The organism is Cryobacterium sp. 10I1, assembly GCF_035019805.1.
In the GTDB taxonomy this organism is placed as follows: Bacteria; Actinomycetota; Actinomycetes; order Actinomycetales; family Microbacteriaceae; genus Cryobacterium; species Cryobacterium glucosi.
Genome location: NZ_JASJVF010000061.1, coordinates 1 through 15,462, shown reverse-complemented (window position 1 = coordinate 15,462; position 15,462 = coordinate 1). Strand labels below are relative to the sequence as shown.

The following is a 15,462-nucleotide window of genomic DNA, read 5'->3' as shown; positions in this document are numbered from 1 at the left end:
GGCGCACGGCCTCGAACAGGGCGTCCCTGATCGGCTCGGCGAGCGGGTAGTCGAGTTCGGCGACGAAAAGGGGCAGCACGTCGTCGGGAAACGCCTGCCACTTGAGGCTCGTGCGTTCGCGCAACAGGGACAGCGGTTCGGCTTCAACGTCCATGACAGCAGCTTGCACCTCCTGTGCGGGCGGCGCACCCGTTGATTGCCTCGCTGAGGTGTCGCATATCGAGGTTCGCGGGCGCCACGAACGTCGATCTGCGACACCTCACGAAAGCGGGGGCGCGCGGGGCGCGCGGGTCAGGGGACGGTCGCGGTGCCGCTCGCGGTGGCGCTGTTGCCGCCGAAGTCGGTCACGGTCAGGTCGACCCGCAACCGGCTGCCCGAGGGGAGCCTGGCGAAGGCGTAGTGCAGGGCAGGGAGGTCGGCGTAGAGGCCGTAGTCGCTCGTGCCGACCCAGCTCTCGGTGCCGTCGCCCTGCACGTTGAGCCGCTCGGGCACGATGATGCCGTCCGGGTCCGCGGTGAGCTCGCCGTAGCTGCCGAGCCTGTCGTCGTAGGCGAAGTAGGTCTCGTTGAGGATGTCTCCGCTCGTGCCGTCGAGGGTGAGGCTCAGGAGCACGTCCTGGTAGGTCTCTCCCGCGACGTCACCGGGAGAGTAGTACGCCATCGGCACGTCGATCGTGACGGAGCCGGACCCCGACGTGGCAGTGCCCGTGTCGTCTCCGAGCTGCGCGTACGCGGGCGTCGTGTCGGTGCCGTCGGCCAGGGTGAGCTGGGTGAGGTCGTACCCGCCATGCACCAGGCCAGACCCGCCCGCGTCCACCGTCGCCGGCCGCTCGCCGAGGTAGGTGACCGAGCCGTCTGCCTCGATGAGGCCGTACCGGACGGATGCGCTCGCCGCGTTCCCGAGCCCGGCCGGGTCGAGCGCGGCGCTGATGCTCAGTCCGTCCGCGCCGAAGGAGACCTCGGCGTCACCCCCGGTGAACCGGGTCTTCTGGTCGCCGGGTATCGCACCGCCGGCGGCGTAATAAGAGGTCAGGAAGTCGAGCCAGCCACCTGCGGTGCCGAGTGCACGGTAGTCCTCTGCGAAATAGGCCTTCTGGGGCGGGAAGTAGATCGACAGACCGGTGGCGCCCGCGGTGGACTGGCCGTCGACCTTGTCGACCACCGCCGAACTGATCGCCCGTACGAGCGCATCGGCAGCGTCGGCTTCCGCGGTGTCGCCCTGCCCGATCTCGCCGGCGAGGAGGCCGAGGTCGGTCATGAACGAGTCCTCGGCCGGATCGGGGCTGCGCCCGAAGCCGAGGGTGCTCGCGAGGGTTCGGCCCACGACGGGAGCGAGACCGGCCCCGCGCCCGACCAGGCTGCTGCTGAACGAGGCGAGGGCGGCATCCACCGCCGGCAGCTTGCCGAGGTCGATCAGGGACAGGGTGATCTCGGCCGCGTCGCCCTCGGTTTCGGCCTGGGAGGAGAACCCCTGGATCAGCGCGGAGCCGAGCTCGTCGACGGTGGCGCCCGCGGCGGCCGTCTCGAGGGCCGTGTAGTTCCAGCCGTGACCCGGCTCGAGCTCCTGGGAGGCGAGCAGGCGATCCGCGCGCGGGGCCAGGGTGCTTGCGACCTCGTAGGTCGCCATCAGGCAGGCGTCGAAGCCGAGCAGGTCGAGCTTCGCCACACCGGCCGCGCTCAGGCCGCTGCCGATGGCGTCGTTCAGTTCGGCGAGGCTCAGCGAATCTCCGTCGGCCGATTCGTCACCGCCGACGCCCGGCCAGGATGCGCCGTGATCGGAGATGATCACGGCGTAGTGCTCTGCGGGGTATGCGCTGATGCCGCGGGTGATGAAGTCGGAGAGCACGGCGGGGTCGCCGGTGTCCACGGGGCCGAGGTCGTCCATCACCTCTGCGCCGCCGGGCAGGACGTGCAGGAGCTTCCCGCCGGTCCAGTCGGGCTGGCCGAGCACGGGTTCTGCGCTGTAGTCCGCCGAACGGTCGACGAGGGCGACGAGATTGAGTCCGTCGTGCGAGCCGACCTCGCCCATCTCGCCGAGGTCGGCCATCATGAACGGCTCGAGGTCGGTGTCGGCGATCGAGTATGTGAGCACGGTCCAGCTGCCGGCGGCCGGGCCGGCGCCGCTGTTCGGCTCGACCGGGCTGTCGGTCGTGCACGCGGCCAGGCCGACGACCAGGGCCAGTGCGGCCAGCGCCGCGACGGTCCTGCGTGTCACTCCTGCAGATTGTGCCGTTCGCACAGCTTGCCCCGCTACAGGCCGACGTAGGGGATCATCGCGGTCAGCGCGGCAGCGGCGAGGAAGATCACCACGCCGGTCGACATCAGCACGAGCTGCACCTTGAACTGGCGCACGAGGGCGGCGATGCCGAGCAGGAACAGCGAGATGGACATCAGCACGGTGTTGAGGGTGAGCCGGTCACTGAGGCTGTTGTACTCGTCGCCCTGGCTGATCGTCGCGACCGACTTCGCCTGCGTCTCGGAGTAGCCGCCGAAGAGGGTGCTCTGGTATTCCTCGTCGTCGAGCGGGCTGTGGTACACCGTGGCGTCGGCGGTGTTCTCGGCGTCGGCCCGGGCGATGGCCGCGGCGAAGTCCGTCGAGACCGCCTGGAAGGTCAGGGTGTCGTACTTGCCCGTCGCGTCGGCGGCGATCGCCGCATCCGTGCTGTCCTTCTCGATGTCGAGCTCGGCGAGGCGGTTCCAGACCTGGGTGTCCTCGAGGAATTGCTGGTTGGCCTCGAGATAGAGCGACTCCGCCTCGGTGGACTGCGTCGAACCCTTGGTGTACGCCCCGGCCATCTGGCTGTCGTAGAGCGCCGCCTGGAAGGAGGCATAGGCCGTTGCGATGGAGACGAGGCCGAGGAGGACCGCGATCACGAGCTCCAGGTTGCTGAACATCAGGTTGAGGCGAGGCTTCGCGGACTCGGTGGGCTTTTCGGACGACATCGGGTGCTCCTGGTGCATCGGGCAGGTTTGCGGGCCTCACCTGCGGGATTTGCGCCAGCCTAGCGGTTCATACCCTCCGGTTACGGGCTGCGCCTAAGCTGGGGGTATGGAAATCGAGATCGGCCGCTCCAAGCGCGCTCGCCGCGCGTACGCCTTTGACGACATCGCGGTTGTGCCCAGTCGGCGCACCCGCGATCCCGAAGACGTGAATGTCAGCTGGGCGATCGACGCGTATGAATTCGCGATCCCGTTCCTCGCAGCCCCGATGGACTCCGTAGTCTCCCCGACGACGGCGATCATGATGGGCCAGCTCGGCGGCATCGGCGTGCTCGACCTCGAGGGCCTCTGGACCCGCTACGACGACCCGGAACCGCTCCTCGCCGAGATCCGCGAACTTCCGGCCGACCGGGCGACCGCACGCATGCAGGAGATGTACTCCGAACCGATCAAGCCGGCCCTCGTCACCGAGCGGCTCGCCCAGATCCGCGCCGCCGGGGTCACCGTCGCCGGAGCGCTCTCCCCGCAGCGCACCCAGGAACTCTACGAAACCGTCGTCGCCGCAGGCGTCGACCTCTTCGTCATCCGCGGCACCACGGTGTCCGCCGAGCACGTCTCGCTCAACCAGGAGCCGCTCAACCTCAAGAAGTTCATCTACGAGCTCGACGTACCCGTCATCGTCGGCGGTGCGGCCACATACACGGCGGCCCTGCACCTGATGCGCACCGGCGCTGCCGGCGTGCTCGTCGGCTTCGGCGGCGGCGCGGCGTCGACCACCCGGGCCTCGCTCGGCATCCACGCCCCGATGGCCACGGCCGTCGCCGACGTCGCCGGCGCTCGCCGCGACTACCTCGACGAATCCGGCGGACGCTACGTGCACGTCATCGCCGACGGCGGCCTGAGCACCTCCGGTGACATCGTCAAGGCGCTCGCCTGCGGCGCGGACGCCGTCATGCTCGGCACCACCCTGGCCAGGGCGACGGATGCCCCCGGCGGCGGATTCCACTGGGGCGCCGAGGTGCACCACCCGCAGCTGCCCCGCGGCAAGCGGGTCGAGGTCGGCACCGTCGCCCCGCTCGAGACCATCCTGTACGGCCCGACGCCGATCGCCGACGGCACCGCCAACCTCGTCGGCGCCCTGCGCCGGTCGATGGCGACCACCGGTTATTCGACCCTCAAGGAATTCCAGCGCGTCGAGGTGGTTGTCGCGCCGTACCGAACGAACTAGCGTCGAGGTACGCACCACCACCTCGATGGGAGTACGCACATGGCAACAGGGAATTCGGTCACGCGGTCGAACAAGCTGGGACCGGCGGAACGCGCCGCGGCCATTGAGAGGCTGAAATCCAAGGAGGTCGACATCCTCGTCGTCGGCGGCGGGATCGTCGGCGCGGGCAGCGCCCTCGACGCCGTCACCCGCGGACTGAGCGTCGGCATTCTCGAGGCGCGAGACTGGGCCAGCGGAACGTCGAGCCGGTCGTCCAAGCTCGTGCACGGCGGCATCCGCTATCTCGAGCAGCTCGATTTCCGCCTCGTTCGGGAAGCGCTCACGGAGCGCGGACTGCTCCTGCAGCGGATCGCCCCGCACCTGGTCAAGCCCGTGCGCTTCCTGTACCCGTTGAAGAAGCGGGTCACCGAGCGCTTCTATGTGGGTGCGGGCATGCTGCTCTACGACATCTTCTCGTACACCGGTGGCCGGCCGCCCGGCGTCCCTCACCACCGGCACCTGTCCAAGCGCCAGGTGATGGGCATGATCCCGAGCCTCGACGCCGACGCGACGGTCGGCGGTATCACCTACTACGACGCGCAGGTCGATGACGCCCTGTACACGGCGTCGCTCGTGCGCACCGCCTCGTTCTACGGCGCCCACGCGGCGAGCCGGGTGCGGGTCGAGGGCTTCATCAAGGTCGGCGAGCGGGTCGTGGGCGTGCGCGCGCACGACCTCGAGACCGGCGAACGCTTCGAGGTGCGCGCGAAGCAGGTCGTCAACGCGACAGGCGTCTGGACCGACGACACCCAGCGGATGGTCGGCGAACGCGGCACCTTCGAGGTGCGCGCGAGCAAGGGCATCCACCTCGTCGTGCCGCGTGACCGGTTCCAGTCGGCGATGGGGCTGCTGCTGCGCACGGAGAAGAGCGTGCTCTTCGTGATCCCGTGGGGCAGGCACTGGCTCATCGGCACCACCGACACCGACTGGCACCTCGACAAGGCGCACCCCGCGGCGACGGCCGCCGACATCGACTACCTGCTCGAGCACGTCAATTCGGTGCTGCGGGTGCCGCTGACCCGCGAGGACGTCGAGGGCGTCTACGCAGGTCTCCGGCCGCTGCTCGCCGGGGAGTCGGAGCAGACCTCGAAACTGTCCCGCGAACACCTGGTCGGGCACTCCGTTCCCGGTCTCGTCGTGATCGCCGGCGGCAAGTGGACCACATACCGGATCATGGCGAAGGACGCCATCGACGCGGCCGTTGACGCCCTCGACGGGAAGATCGCCCCGTCAACGACGCACGAGATCCCGCTGCTCGGTGCGGAGGGGTACAAGGCCGCGTGGAACAAGCGCACCCGCATCGCGACGGCATTCGCGCTGCACACCGTGCGGGTCGAGCACCTGCTCAACCGGTACGGTACCCTCACCGACGAGCTGCTCGACCTCATCCGGGAGAGCCCTGAGCTGATCGAGCCGCTCCCGGGAGCCGACGACTACATCCAGGCCGAGGTCGTGTACGCGGCCGGCCACCTGGGCGCCCTCCACCTCGAGGACGTCCTGGCCCGGCGCACCCGCATCTCGATCGAGGCCTGGGATCGCGGGGTCTCCGCGGCGCCGGTCGCGGCCAAGCTGATGGCCGGCGTGCTCGGCTGGGACGCCGAACGCGAGGAACGCGAGGTCGCGGTCTACCTCAAGCGCGTCGCCGCGGAACGCGCCTCCCAGCTCGAACCCGACGACGAGTCCGCCGACCGGGTGCGCCTCGAGGCTCCCGATATCGTCCTGACCGAGCGCTCGGCGATGGGCGACTCCGTCACGCACTGACACAGGCGATACCACCACCGGGCGGATGCCGGGCGCACGTCGTGCGCCCGGCATCCGACTGTGCCCGGCCGGGTGACGGGCGGCTTCGATAGACTAGGGCCCACTTGCCCATAATCTTCAGGAGTCGTAACCATGGTTGACGTTCGGCGGGTCAAGCTTCCCGGAGTGGGTGTGCTGCACACCTTCATCACCGATGACGGCGGCAAGGTCGGCGTCATCGCCCACCGCTCCGGGCACAGCGACCTCATCACCTTCGCGGACGACGAGGGCGGTCCAGACGCGAGCAAGGTCTCCCTCCGCCTCAACGAAGACGAGGCGCACACCCTCGCCGAACTCCTCGGCGGCACCCAGATCACCGAGTCGCTCACCGCGCTCGACCAGATCCCCGGTCTCAGCATCGACTGGTTCACGGTCGACTACGAGGATCACATCGCCGGCCAGACCCTCGGCAACCCCGCCGACCGCGGCATCGCCGGCCTCACGGTCGTCGCCGTCGTGCGCGGCGAGTCCGCCAACCCGGCACCGGCCCAGGACTTCCGGGTCTTCCCCGGCGACACCCTCGTCGTCGCAGGATCCCCGGAGAAGGTCGCCAAGGCCTTCACGTTCTTCCGCACCGGTGAACTCAAGGCCAAGACCGTCGACGCGCCCCCCGGGGGCTAACCAATGAACCTTGGCACGGACCTGATCACACTCGGCATCCTGCTGGTCGTGGCTTATGTGCTCGGGCGCGCCGCAAAACTGATCGGCCTGCCGTCCATCCCGATCTACATGATCGTCGGCCTGCTCGCGAGCCCGTACACCCACTGGTTCCCGCTCGACTTCCACTCCGCAGACATCGAGCTCATCGCCGTCTTCGGGCTCATCCTGCTCCTGTTCAGCCTCGGCCTCGAGTTCGACCAGGAGGAGTTCTTCAACGACGCCGGGAAACTGCTGCTCTCCGGCGGCTCATACGTCGTGATCAACATGGGCATCGGGTTCGCCTTCGGCATGATGGTCGGCTGGGGCACCCGCGAGGCCCTCGTCATCGCCGGCATGACCGGCACGTCCTCGAGCGCGATCATCACCAAACTCCTGATCGAGCTGCGCCGGCTCGCCAACAAGGAGACGCCGATGATCCTCGGCGTGACCGTGGTCGGCGACATCTTCATCGCGGTGTACCTGTCGATCGTCTCGGTCGTGCTGAGCGGCAAGACCGAGATCTGGCCGATCGTGCTGCAACTGAGCATCGCGTTCCTCTTCCTCGTCGTGATGTTCTCGCTCGCCCGGTGGGGCGGACGGGTCGTGTCCCGCCTGGTCCGCACCAAGGACGACGAACTCTTCACGATCCTGTTCTTCGGGCTTGCCGTGCTCTTCGCCGGCATCGGCGAGATCATCGGGGTGACGGATGCGATCGGCGCGTTCCTGATCGGTGTCGTCCTCGGCGCGAGCACATACCGCACCCGGCTCGAACGTGTCGCCGTCCCGTTGCGGGACATCTTCGCCGCCTTCTTCTTCCTCAACTTCGGCCTCGCGCTGCACATCAATGAGTTCGGTTCCGTCATCCTCGTGGTGCTCGCGGCGGTTGTGATGACCTTCGTGCTCAACCTGATCTCGGGGATGCTGCTGGCCCGGTTGCACTCGATGGGAATCTCCGAGGGGCTCAACGCCGCCGCGATCCTGGTGAACCGCGGAGAGTTCACGCTCATCCTCGCGACCCTCTCTGTCGGAGCGGGCCTGAACGGGCTACTCCAGCCGTTCGCGGGACTCTACGTGCTCACCATGGCCATCCTCGGTCCGCTCTTCGCCGCTAATTCCGAGAGGCTCGGCGCCCTGCTGCCCGGACGCCGCCGGAAGCGCGCGGGCGTCCGGCCCGACCGCGACCCGATGCACGCCGAGGAGTTCCGGCTCGTCGACGCGGCGACAGCGGGCGCGCTGAGCGACCAGGACGCGCAGCGCGCCGCCGCCCACCTCGGCGACCAGCCGCTGCCTTCATCACGGCCGGAGCCGCGGAAGCGCACGGACCACGACCGCCGCGCCGACCACGACGAACGGGCGGAACAGGCCGAACGCGGCGAATACGTCAAGCACGTGGTGGATGACGGCATCGACGAACTCGACGGGCCGACACCGCTGCCGGCCTCAGTCCGACCGAACACGGCCCCGCGCCCGAGCGCACGCGTGAACCCAGACCCAGACCCAGATGCCGATGACGAGACGCAGGCGCACGCACCTGCCGACGTGCATGTTCCTGCCGACTCGCACCCCGCCGCCGCCCCGGAATCGGACCGGGATTCCGGCGTCGATTCCGGTCAGGCCGCAGAGGCCGACGCAGACGCCGACCCGATGGCCGACTACGCCAAACGACTTTCGCGCACTCGCGCCCAGAGGGACAAGCCGGCACCCGACGCCGGGACAGGTGACTACCAATGATCCGCATGATGCTCCGCCCCCGCTGGATTCTCGCGCTCCTGCTCGCCCTCGCCGTCGCGGCCGGCTTCGCGGCGCTCGGGCGCTGGCAGCTCGAACGCGCCGTCGCATCCGGTGTGGTCGTCGAGAAGACCACCGAGACCGTGAAACCCCTCGCCGACGTCGTGACTCCCGGAGGCGCCCCGCGTGACGCGGCGACCGGCCAGCTCGTCACCGTCGACGGCAGTTACGTACCCGGCGACGAGCAGCTGATCAGCGACCGGTCCAACGACGGCGCCTCCGGCTACTGGGTCGTGAGCCACTTCATCGTCGGTGCGGCCGGCAGCGGAAGCAGCGCGGGCGCGAGCATCGCGGTCGCCCGCGGCTGGGCTCCGGACGAGGCGACAGCCCGGTCGACGATGGAAGGCCTCGCGTCGGCCCCGGCCAACCAGGTCGTCACCCTGGCCGGCCGGTTCCTCCCGACCGAAGCCCCCGTCGTTCCCGCAGACGGCCGTGACCCGCACGGCATGACGACCGTGTCCACCGCGGCCCTGATCAACCTCTGGGCCGGCTTCGACGGCACAGCGGTCTACCCGGGCTACATCGTCGACGGGACCGCGGCATCCGGTCTCACGGGAATCGATTCGCCGGCACCGCTCACGGATGCCTCCCTCAACTGGCTGAACATCTTCTACGCCATCGAGTGGGTCGTCTTCGCCGGCTTCGCCGTGTTCCTCTGGTACCGCCTCGTCCGGGACGCCTGGGAGCGCGAGGAGGAGCTCCGCGAGGAAGCGGCGATATCCGCCGGTTAGAATTGGCGCATGCCACTCGAACCCAAACGCGCTGATATCCCCAGCATCCCGGGGGCGTTGAAGCTCTACCAGACGTCCTCGATCATCACCGGCGTCTTCCTGCTGCTGCTCTGCGCCGAGGTCATCCTCAAGTTCGGCTTCCAGTACGAGCTCGAGCTCGGCGGCCCGTACGGGCTGCTCGTCCCGCGCGACACCGTCACCGCGTTCAATCTGAGCACCGCGATCCTGATCATGCACGGCTGGTTCTACGTGTTGTACCTGTTCGCGGACTTCCGGCTCTGGAGCCTGATGCGCTGGCCGTTCAGCCGGTTCCTGCTGATCGCCCTCGGCGGCGTGATCCCCACCCTGTCCTTCTTCCTCGAGGGCCGCGTCGCCCGCGAGGTCCGCGCCTGGCTTTCCGCCAGGGCACTTTCCGACGCCGAGGGTGCGGAGGCCCGTTCATGACTGCAGTTGCCGACCCGACCGTGGTCGTGACTCCGACGGAGGCGTCCGGCATCGACCGACCCGTGCTCGTGGTGGACTTCGGCGCCCAGTACGCCCAGCTGATCGCGCGCCGCGTGCGCGAGGCATCCGTCTACTCGGAGATCGTCGCACACTCGATCACCGCTGCGGAGGTCGCCGCGAAGAACCCGGTCGGGATCGTGCTGAGCGGAGGACCCTCGAGTGTCTACGCCGAGGGCGCCCCGACCTTCGACCCCGCGATCTTCGACCTCGGTATTCCCGTGCTCGGCATCTGCTACGGCTTCCAGGTGATGGCGACCGCCCTCGGCGGCGAGGTCGCCCACACCGGGCTCAGCGAATACGGGTCGACCCCCGTGACGGTCGCGAGCGGCGACAACGTCCTCCTCGCCGGGCAGCCGAACGAGCAGACCGTGTGGATGAGCCACGGTGACTCCGTCTCCCGCGCCCCTGCCGGCTTCGCGGTGCTCGCCTCGACCGGCTCGACCCCGGTCGCCGCGTTCGCGAACGACGAGCGCCGCCTCTACGGCGTGCAGTGGCACCCCGAGGTCAAGCACACCGAATTCGGCCAGGACGTGCTCGAGAACTTCCTGCACCGCGCCGCCGGGATTCCCGCCGACTGGAACAGCGGCAACGTCATCGCCGAACAGGTCGCGAAGATCCGCGCCCAGGTCGGCACCGGCAAGGTCATCTGCGGGCTCTCCGGCGGCGTCGACTCCGCCGTGGCCGCGGCGCTCGTGCACAAGGCCATCGGCGACCAGCTCGTCTGCGTCTTCGTCGACCACGGCCTGCTCCGCCAGGACGAACGCCGCCAGGTCGAGGAAGACTACGTCAAGGCCACCGGCGTGCGCCTCGTCACCGTGGACGTACGCGAGCAGTTCCTCGCCGCGCTCGAGGGTGTCAGCGACCCGGAGACCAAGCGCAAGATCATCGGCCGCGAATTCATCCGCACCTTCGAGCAGGCCCAGGCCGAACTCATCAGGGAGGCCGCGGAGAAGGACGGCGACCCGATCCGCTTCCTCGTCCAGGGCACCCTGTACCCAGACGTCGTCGAGTCCGGCGGCGGCAGCGGCACCGCGAACATCAAGAGCCACCACAACGTCGGCGGCCTGCCGGAAGACCTGAAGTTCGAGCTCGTCGAACCGCTCCGCACCCTGTTCAAGGACGAGGTGCGTGCGATCGGCGCCGAACTGGGTCTGCCGCCCGAGATCGTGCAGCGCCAGCCGTTCCCCGGTCCAGGCCTGGGCATCCGCATCGTCGGTTCGATCACTTTCGAACGGCTCGAACTGCTGCGGCACGCGGATGCGATCGTGCGCGCCGAGCTGACCGCCGCCGGCCTCGACGGGGTCATCTGGCAGTGCCCGGTCGTGCTGCTCGCGGATGTCCGTTCCGTCGGCGTCCAGGGCGACGGCCGTACGTACGGTCACCCGATCGTGCTGCGCCCGGTCTCCTCTGAGGACGCGATGACGGCCGACTGGACCCGCCTGCCGTACGACCTGCTCGCCCGCATCTCCAACCGCATCACGAACGAAGTGGATGGCGTCAACCGCGTCGTTCTCGACGTCACGTCGAAGCCGCCGGGAACCATCGAGTGGGAGTGAGCGCTCCCCGCTGAGCGACTCCCGCTGCAGCACGAAAGAAGCACCCTCGTCGTCGAGACGAGGGTGCTTCTTTCGTAACCGGGCGAAGGCGGTGCGTTTCCGGTGCGCTCCGGGTGGCGATCACCGGAACGTGACAGCTGTCATGGGGCAGCGGTGACAGGAGGGACTTCCGGCGTCGTGGCATCCGCGTGAGGATGAGTGGGAAGCGTCGACGGGAGCCGTTTCGGCTCTCCGTCGTCTCCCGCGGAGGCCTCCTCGCGGCGGCAGCCGGCCGGGCATTCCGGTCGGGGCGTCGTCCCCGGACGAAGGTGACGCCCATGGATTCCACGGTTCCGGAAACACGCGGGTTCGATGATGAGCCGCGCTCGCCGGGCGCTGCGCCCCGGAGCGTCCCTGCCGAGGAATCCGCACCGCGGCACCGCATCCACTCCGACGGCGATGAGATCGCCGCGGAGGCCATCGTCCTGTTCCGGAACGCCGCGGCCCGGCCGCGCGTCGAAGCCGTGTACACCGGCGCGGACGGCTGGGTCGACGTGCCGGGACGCGCCGTGTTCACCCGTGCGCTCGCGGATCACTACCGGCAGGCGGGCGTCGCGATGGTCCGGTTGGCCTGGCGGTTCCGCACCCGCACCTTCTCGATGAGCCGGGCGACCGCGCGGCCCGGCGGGCCGGACGGGCAGTGGCGCGTCGAGGCTTCGTCCTCCCCGCACTGACCGCCCGGGCGTTGGTCGGGACTTCTGGGCAGATCTCCACCCCGTTCGGGGGGTTTTTCGCTGTCGGTGTTTGCTAGAGTCCATACGCGACCTTCCACTTCACAACTGCCGTGATCGCGGGCAGTCGTCCGACGTCGGGAGGGGGCAGGGATGAGCTTCGACACCACCCAGCCCGCACTTCCCGCACCGGTGAAGGGGCAGGGCTCGCAGATCCGGGTGTTGCTCGTCGAGGATCACGTCCTCCTGCGCACGGCGCTCCAGGCCGTCTTCTCGCTCGAAGCCGACATCGAGGTCGTTGCCGCGATCGGCGACGGCGCCGAGGTCCTCTCGACGGTGCGCCGGACCGCTCCCGATGTCATCGTCCTCGACATCCACCTGCCGACGATCGACGGCCTGGGGCTGTTGCCGCTGATCCAGGCCGCCGACCCGCGGGTGAAGGTGCTGCTGCTCGCGAGCCATCCGCGCCCCGGTGACGTCCGCCGCGCCATCCAGGGCGGCGTGGACGGCTTCCAGCACACGGACCTCGCCTCAGAGCGCCTGATCGCGGTCATCCGGAAGATCCGGGCCGGCGAACGCGTGGTCGACCCGCAGCTCGCGATCAACGCGATGATGCACGGAGAATCACCGCTCACCGCGCGGGAGACCGAGGTCCTTTTCCTCGCGGCGGGGGGACGGAGTGCCCCAGAGGTCGCACGCGCCCTGCACCTGAGCCCTGGGGCCGTCCGGAACTACCTCTCGGCGGCATCCGCCAAGCTCGGGGCGAGCAACCGGTCAGAGGCGATCCGCATTGCGACAGACAAGGGCTGGATCTGAGCCGGCCTCCGGCTCTGCGACCCCTGCCTTAACGACGTGAAGTCGGAGATCTTCCTGACGAAAATCTCCGACTTCACAGTGTGTGCGGCGATGTCCTGCTCTCGCCAGGGTGCGAGCGAGCTAGTTTCGCGAGATCGCGAAGAGGCGGAGCAGCTCGACGTAGAGCCAGACGACAGTCACCATGATGCCGAACGCGCCGGACCAGCCGTACTTGCGGGCGACCCGGTTGTTGACGCCACGCTGGATGAAGTCGAAGTCGAGCACGAGGGAGTACGCGGCCATGAGCACCGCGAGGATTCCGATCGCGACGCCGAGCGGGATGCCGAAGATCTTCACGTTGCTGCTGAGGCCGAACGGGCTGTCGACGGCGCCGAAGGCGACGAGGCCGAAGTTGAGCATCGAGAACACGAAGTAGCCGACCATCGCGATCAGGAAGACCTTGGTCGCGCGCTTCGAGGCGCGGATCTTGCCGCTTGCGAACAAGGCGAGGGTCACACCGACGACCACGAGGGTCGCGAGCACGGCCTGGACGACGACGCCAGGGTAGATGGCCTCGAAGATGTACGAGATACCGCCGACGAAGAGGCCTTCCGCTGCGGCGTACGCGAGGATCAGGCCCGGTGACGGCTCCTTCTTGAAGGCGTTGACCAGGCCGAGCACGAGGCCGGCGATCATGCCGAGGAACGGCAGGAACGGCATCGTGGGAGTGAGCAGCCAGCTGGCCGCTGCTGCGACGAGCAGAAGGGCGAAGCTCAGCGTGGTCTTCACGATGGTGTCTTCGTAGGTCATCCGGCCGGTGTCCTGCGAGCCTGCGGACGGCGCTTCGTAGATGCGCTGCAGGTCAGCTTCGGTCAGGCCGTTCGCTGCCGCGGATCCTTGTGCGGCAAAGGCGGGATTGCGCGAGAATGCGGGGTTTGAGGATGCCATGTTCCTAAGATCTCAATCAGCTCGGGTATTGTCAACGCCGGGGATCCGGCACTACGCCGGTGGGCGTTTCTGAGAGTCTATTCAGCCCTGCTGGGCGTCTGCCTTGTAGATCCTGAGGGGTTGTCCCCGGTGTCGCCTGTTCCGGCCGTTTCGCCGGCCGGCGGCGGATTGAGCCGCGCCCAGCGTCGCCGTGCGAGAGCGCGGGCGACCCACGCCGCGGCGATCACGGTCACCGAACCGGCCACGTCTCCGACCCAGTTCTGCGACGAGTTGTGCAGCGACAGCTTGAGGGCGAAGCTCACGACGACGGGGGCGAGCAGCACGAGGTAGCTGATCCCCGGCCGGTGCCGCACGAACAGCCAGCACGCGAGGAGTACGGCGAACGCGCCGGTGAAATCGGGGCCGGCCAGGAGCGTGAGCGCGGCGATTTCCGCGGGGAGGATCACCAGCAGTCGCCGCCAGAGGGCCCCGGGCAGCGCGAGCCAGCCGAGCAGCTGCACGGCGGGCCCGATGGCGAGGAAGAAGAGACTGTAGGTGCTCGTGAGGTTCGTCGCGGCAACGCCGAGGGCGATGGCAGAGACTCCGAGCGTGAGGCGGGCGCGATACACCGCCGGCGAGTGGCGCCGGGTGTCGGGTTCCCTCCAGAGTGTCATGGCTTCGAGTCTGCCAGCAGCGCGTATGGTCAGGGAATGCAACCGATCGTGATCGGTCACCGCGGGGCGAGCGGTTACCGGCCGGAGCACACCCGCGGCGCCTATGAGCTCGCGGTTGCCCTCGGTGCGGACGCGGTCGAACCCGACGTCGTCGTCACCCGCGACGGCGTGCTCATCGTGCGTCACGAGAACGAGATCTCCGCGACGACGGATGTTGCGGCCCATCCCGAATTCGCCGCTCGCCGCACCCGGAAGGTCATTGACGGCATCCGCATGACGGGCTGGTTCACCGAGGACTTCACCTGGGCCGAGCTGCGCACCCTGCGAGCTCGCGAACGGCTGCCGGCACTCCGCAAGGCCAGTGCGTCCTTCGACGGCCGATTCCCGCTGCTGCGGTTGCGCGACGTGTTCAAGCTCATGGACCGGGTGTCCAGCCGGGCGAGGCGCCCGGTCGGCGTCGTCGCCGAGATCAAGCACGCGAGCTATTTCGAGTCGATCGGCCTCCCTGTCGACGAACTCTTCGCCGCCGAGGTGAACACCGCCGGCTGGAACGCCGGCGACGGGCGGCTCACGATCGAGAGTTTCGAACGCACCCTGCTCGACCAGGTCTACGCACGCGGCATCTATGGGAAGCGGATCTTCCTGCTCGAGGCGACGGGGAAACCGGCCGACCAGGTGCGCCTGCTCGGCCGCTCGGCCCCCGACTACGCGGACTACCTGACCGACCAGGGCCTCTACGGGCTGAGCGGTCTCGTCGACGGCGTCAGCGTGCCGAAGTCGCTCGTCCTCGAGATCGGGGCGGACGGACACGTCACGGGAGCTTCCGATCTCGTCGACGCCGCCCACGCCGCCAACCTCGAGATCTACTGCTGGACGCTGCGCCCGGAGAACGTGTTCCTTGCGAAGACCTTCCAGCGCGGGCGGTTCCGCGCCGACTTCGGCGACTGGCAGACCGAGTTCCGCACCATCATGGGCACCGGGATCGACGGGGTCTTCGCCGACCACCCCGACCTCGCCGTGGCGGTCCGTGACGAACTCGCCGCAGAGGCCCGCGAAGACCGCTGACCCGGGCGGCCGCCGGTCGACGTGCCTCCGGTCGACGTGCTGCCGGCAACGCCGGCATGCGGCCGGG

The 15,462-nt window shown here is 68.8% G+C and carries 14 protein-coding genes; 10 read left to right on the top strand and 4 right to left on the bottom strand.

What is annotated here, in order from left to right:
- Positions 1-291: 291 nt before the first annotated feature.
- Positions 292-2,214 (bottom strand): clostripain-related cysteine peptidase, encoded by a 1,923-nt coding sequence (locus QN345_RS07935; protein ID WP_322188410.1) that lies wholly within the window; start codon positions 2,212-2,214, stop codon positions 292-294.
- Between the two features lie 35 nt (positions 2,215-2,249).
- Positions 2,250-2,942: a hypothetical protein gene (locus QN345_RS07930; protein WP_134449941.1), complete on the bottom strand. Its 693-nt coding sequence runs from the start codon at positions 2,940-2,942 to the stop codon at positions 2,250-2,252.
- A 106-nt stretch (positions 2,943-3,048) separates the two neighbouring features.
- Here QN345_RS07930 and QN345_RS07925 point away from each other — a divergent pair, with 106 nt between their 5' ends.
- From QN345_RS07925 to QN345_RS07885, 9 genes are all read left to right on the top strand, one after another.
- Positions 3,049-4,167 (top strand): GuaB3 family IMP dehydrogenase-related protein, encoded by a 1,119-nt coding sequence (locus tag QN345_RS07925; protein WP_322188408.1) that lies wholly within the window; start codon positions 3,049-3,051, stop codon positions 4,165-4,167.
- A gap of 39 nt (positions 4,168-4,206) precedes the next feature.
- Positions 4,207-5,967, top strand: a complete 1,761-nt coding sequence (locus QN345_RS07920; protein WP_323508552.1) for a glycerol-3-phosphate dehydrogenase/oxidase — start codon at positions 4,207-4,209, stop codon at positions 5,965-5,967.
- A gap of 132 nt (positions 5,968-6,099) precedes the next feature.
- Positions 6,100-6,627, top strand: coding sequence for a cation:proton antiporter regulatory subunit (locus QN345_RS07915; protein ID WP_134449944.1), 528 nt, complete (start codon positions 6,100-6,102; stop codon positions 6,625-6,627).
- A 3-nt stretch (positions 6,628-6,630) separates the two neighbouring features.
- A complete protein-coding gene (locus QN345_RS07910; protein WP_194087900.1) occupies positions 6,631-8,376 on the top strand; it encodes a cation:proton antiporter in 1,746 nt (581 codons plus the stop codon).
- 5 nt (positions 8,377-8,381) lie between these two features.
- Positions 8,382-9,164, top strand: a complete 783-nt coding sequence (locus QN345_RS07905; RefSeq protein ID WP_323508551.1) for an SURF1 family cytochrome oxidase biogenesis protein — start codon at positions 8,382-8,384, stop codon at positions 9,162-9,164.
- A 9-nt stretch (positions 9,165-9,173) separates the two neighbouring features.
- Positions 9,174-9,608 (top strand): DUF3817 domain-containing protein, encoded by a 435-nt coding sequence (locus tag QN345_RS07900; protein ID WP_134449946.1) that lies wholly within the window; start codon positions 9,174-9,176, stop codon positions 9,606-9,608.
- On the top strand, positions 9,605-11,224 hold the full coding sequence (guaA, locus tag QN345_RS07895; RefSeq protein WP_134449947.1) for a glutamine-hydrolyzing GMP synthase: 1,620 nt from the start codon (positions 9,605-9,607) through the stop codon (positions 11,222-11,224). The genes QN345_RS07900 and guaA overlap by 4 nt, the downstream gene beginning before the upstream one ends.
- Positions 11,225-11,541: 317 nt before the next feature.
- On the top strand, positions 11,542-11,937 hold the full coding sequence (locus tag QN345_RS07890) for a hypothetical protein (protein ID WP_134559037.1): 396 nt from the start codon (positions 11,542-11,544) through the stop codon (positions 11,935-11,937).
- A 150-nt stretch (positions 11,938-12,087) separates the two neighbouring features.
- Complete coding sequence (locus QN345_RS07885) at positions 12,088-12,750, top strand: response regulator transcription factor (RefSeq protein ID WP_134449949.1); 663 nt, start codon at positions 12,088-12,090, stop codon at positions 12,748-12,750.
- Positions 12,751-12,870: 120 nt separating this feature from the next.
- Here QN345_RS07885 and QN345_RS07880 read toward each other — a convergent pair whose 3' ends face one another.
- Positions 12,871-13,677: a Bax inhibitor-1/YccA family membrane protein gene (locus QN345_RS07880; protein WP_134449950.1), complete on the bottom strand. Its 807-nt coding sequence runs from the start codon at positions 13,675-13,677 to the stop codon at positions 12,871-12,873.
- A gap of 77 nt (positions 13,678-13,754) precedes the next feature.
- Positions 13,755-14,330 (bottom strand): hypothetical protein, encoded by a 576-nt coding sequence (locus tag QN345_RS07875; RefSeq protein ID WP_134449951.1) that lies wholly within the window; start codon positions 14,328-14,330, stop codon positions 13,755-13,757.
- Between the two features lie 36 nt (positions 14,331-14,366).
- Here QN345_RS07875 and QN345_RS07870 point away from each other — a divergent pair, with 36 nt between their 5' ends.
- Positions 14,367-15,395, top strand: a complete 1,029-nt coding sequence (locus QN345_RS07870) for a glycerophosphodiester phosphodiesterase family protein (RefSeq protein WP_134449952.1) — start codon at positions 14,367-14,369, stop codon at positions 15,393-15,395.
- Positions 15,396-15,462 lie beyond the last annotated feature (67 nt).

Coding starts and splice junctions, on each gene's coding strand:
- QN345_RS07880 (WP_134449950.1), bottom strand. CDS start 13,677: ATGGCATCCTCAAACCCCGCATTCTCGCGCAATCCCGCCTTTGCCGCA.
- QN345_RS07905 (WP_323508551.1), top strand. CDS start 8,382: ATGATGCTCCGCCCCCGCTGGATTCTCGCGCTCCTGCTCGCCCTCGCC.
- QN345_RS07885 (WP_134449949.1), top strand. CDS start 12,088: ATGAGCTTCGACACCACCCAGCCCGCACTTCCCGCACCGGTGAAGGGG.
- QN345_RS07910 (WP_194087900.1), top strand. CDS start 6,631: ATGAACCTTGGCACGGACCTGATCACACTCGGCATCCTGCTGGTCGTG.
- QN345_RS07930 (WP_134449941.1), bottom strand. CDS start 2,942: ATGTCGTCCGAAAAGCCCACCGAGTCCGCGAAGCCTCGCCTCAACCTG.
- QN345_RS07915 (WP_134449944.1), top strand. CDS start 6,100: ATGGTTGACGTTCGGCGGGTCAAGCTTCCCGGAGTGGGTGTGCTGCAC.
- guaA (WP_134449947.1), top strand. CDS start 9,605: ATGACTGCAGTTGCCGACCCGACCGTGGTCGTGACTCCGACGGAGGCG.
- QN345_RS07875 (WP_134449951.1), bottom strand. CDS start 14,330: ATGACACTCTGGAGGGAACCCGACACCCGGCGCCACTCGCCGGCGGTG.
- QN345_RS07870 (WP_134449952.1), top strand. CDS start 14,367: ATGCAACCGATCGTGATCGGTCACCGCGGGGCGAGCGGTTACCGGCCG.
- QN345_RS07890 (WP_134559037.1), top strand. CDS start 11,542: ATGGATTCCACGGTTCCGGAAACACGCGGGTTCGATGATGAGCCGCGC.
- QN345_RS07920 (WP_323508552.1), top strand. CDS start 4,207: ATGGCAACAGGGAATTCGGTCACGCGGTCGAACAAGCTGGGACCGGCG.
- QN345_RS07900 (WP_134449946.1), top strand. CDS start 9,174: ATGCCACTCGAACCCAAACGCGCTGATATCCCCAGCATCCCGGGGGCG.
- QN345_RS07925 (WP_322188408.1), top strand. CDS start 3,049: ATGGAAATCGAGATCGGCCGCTCCAAGCGCGCTCGCCGCGCGTACGCC.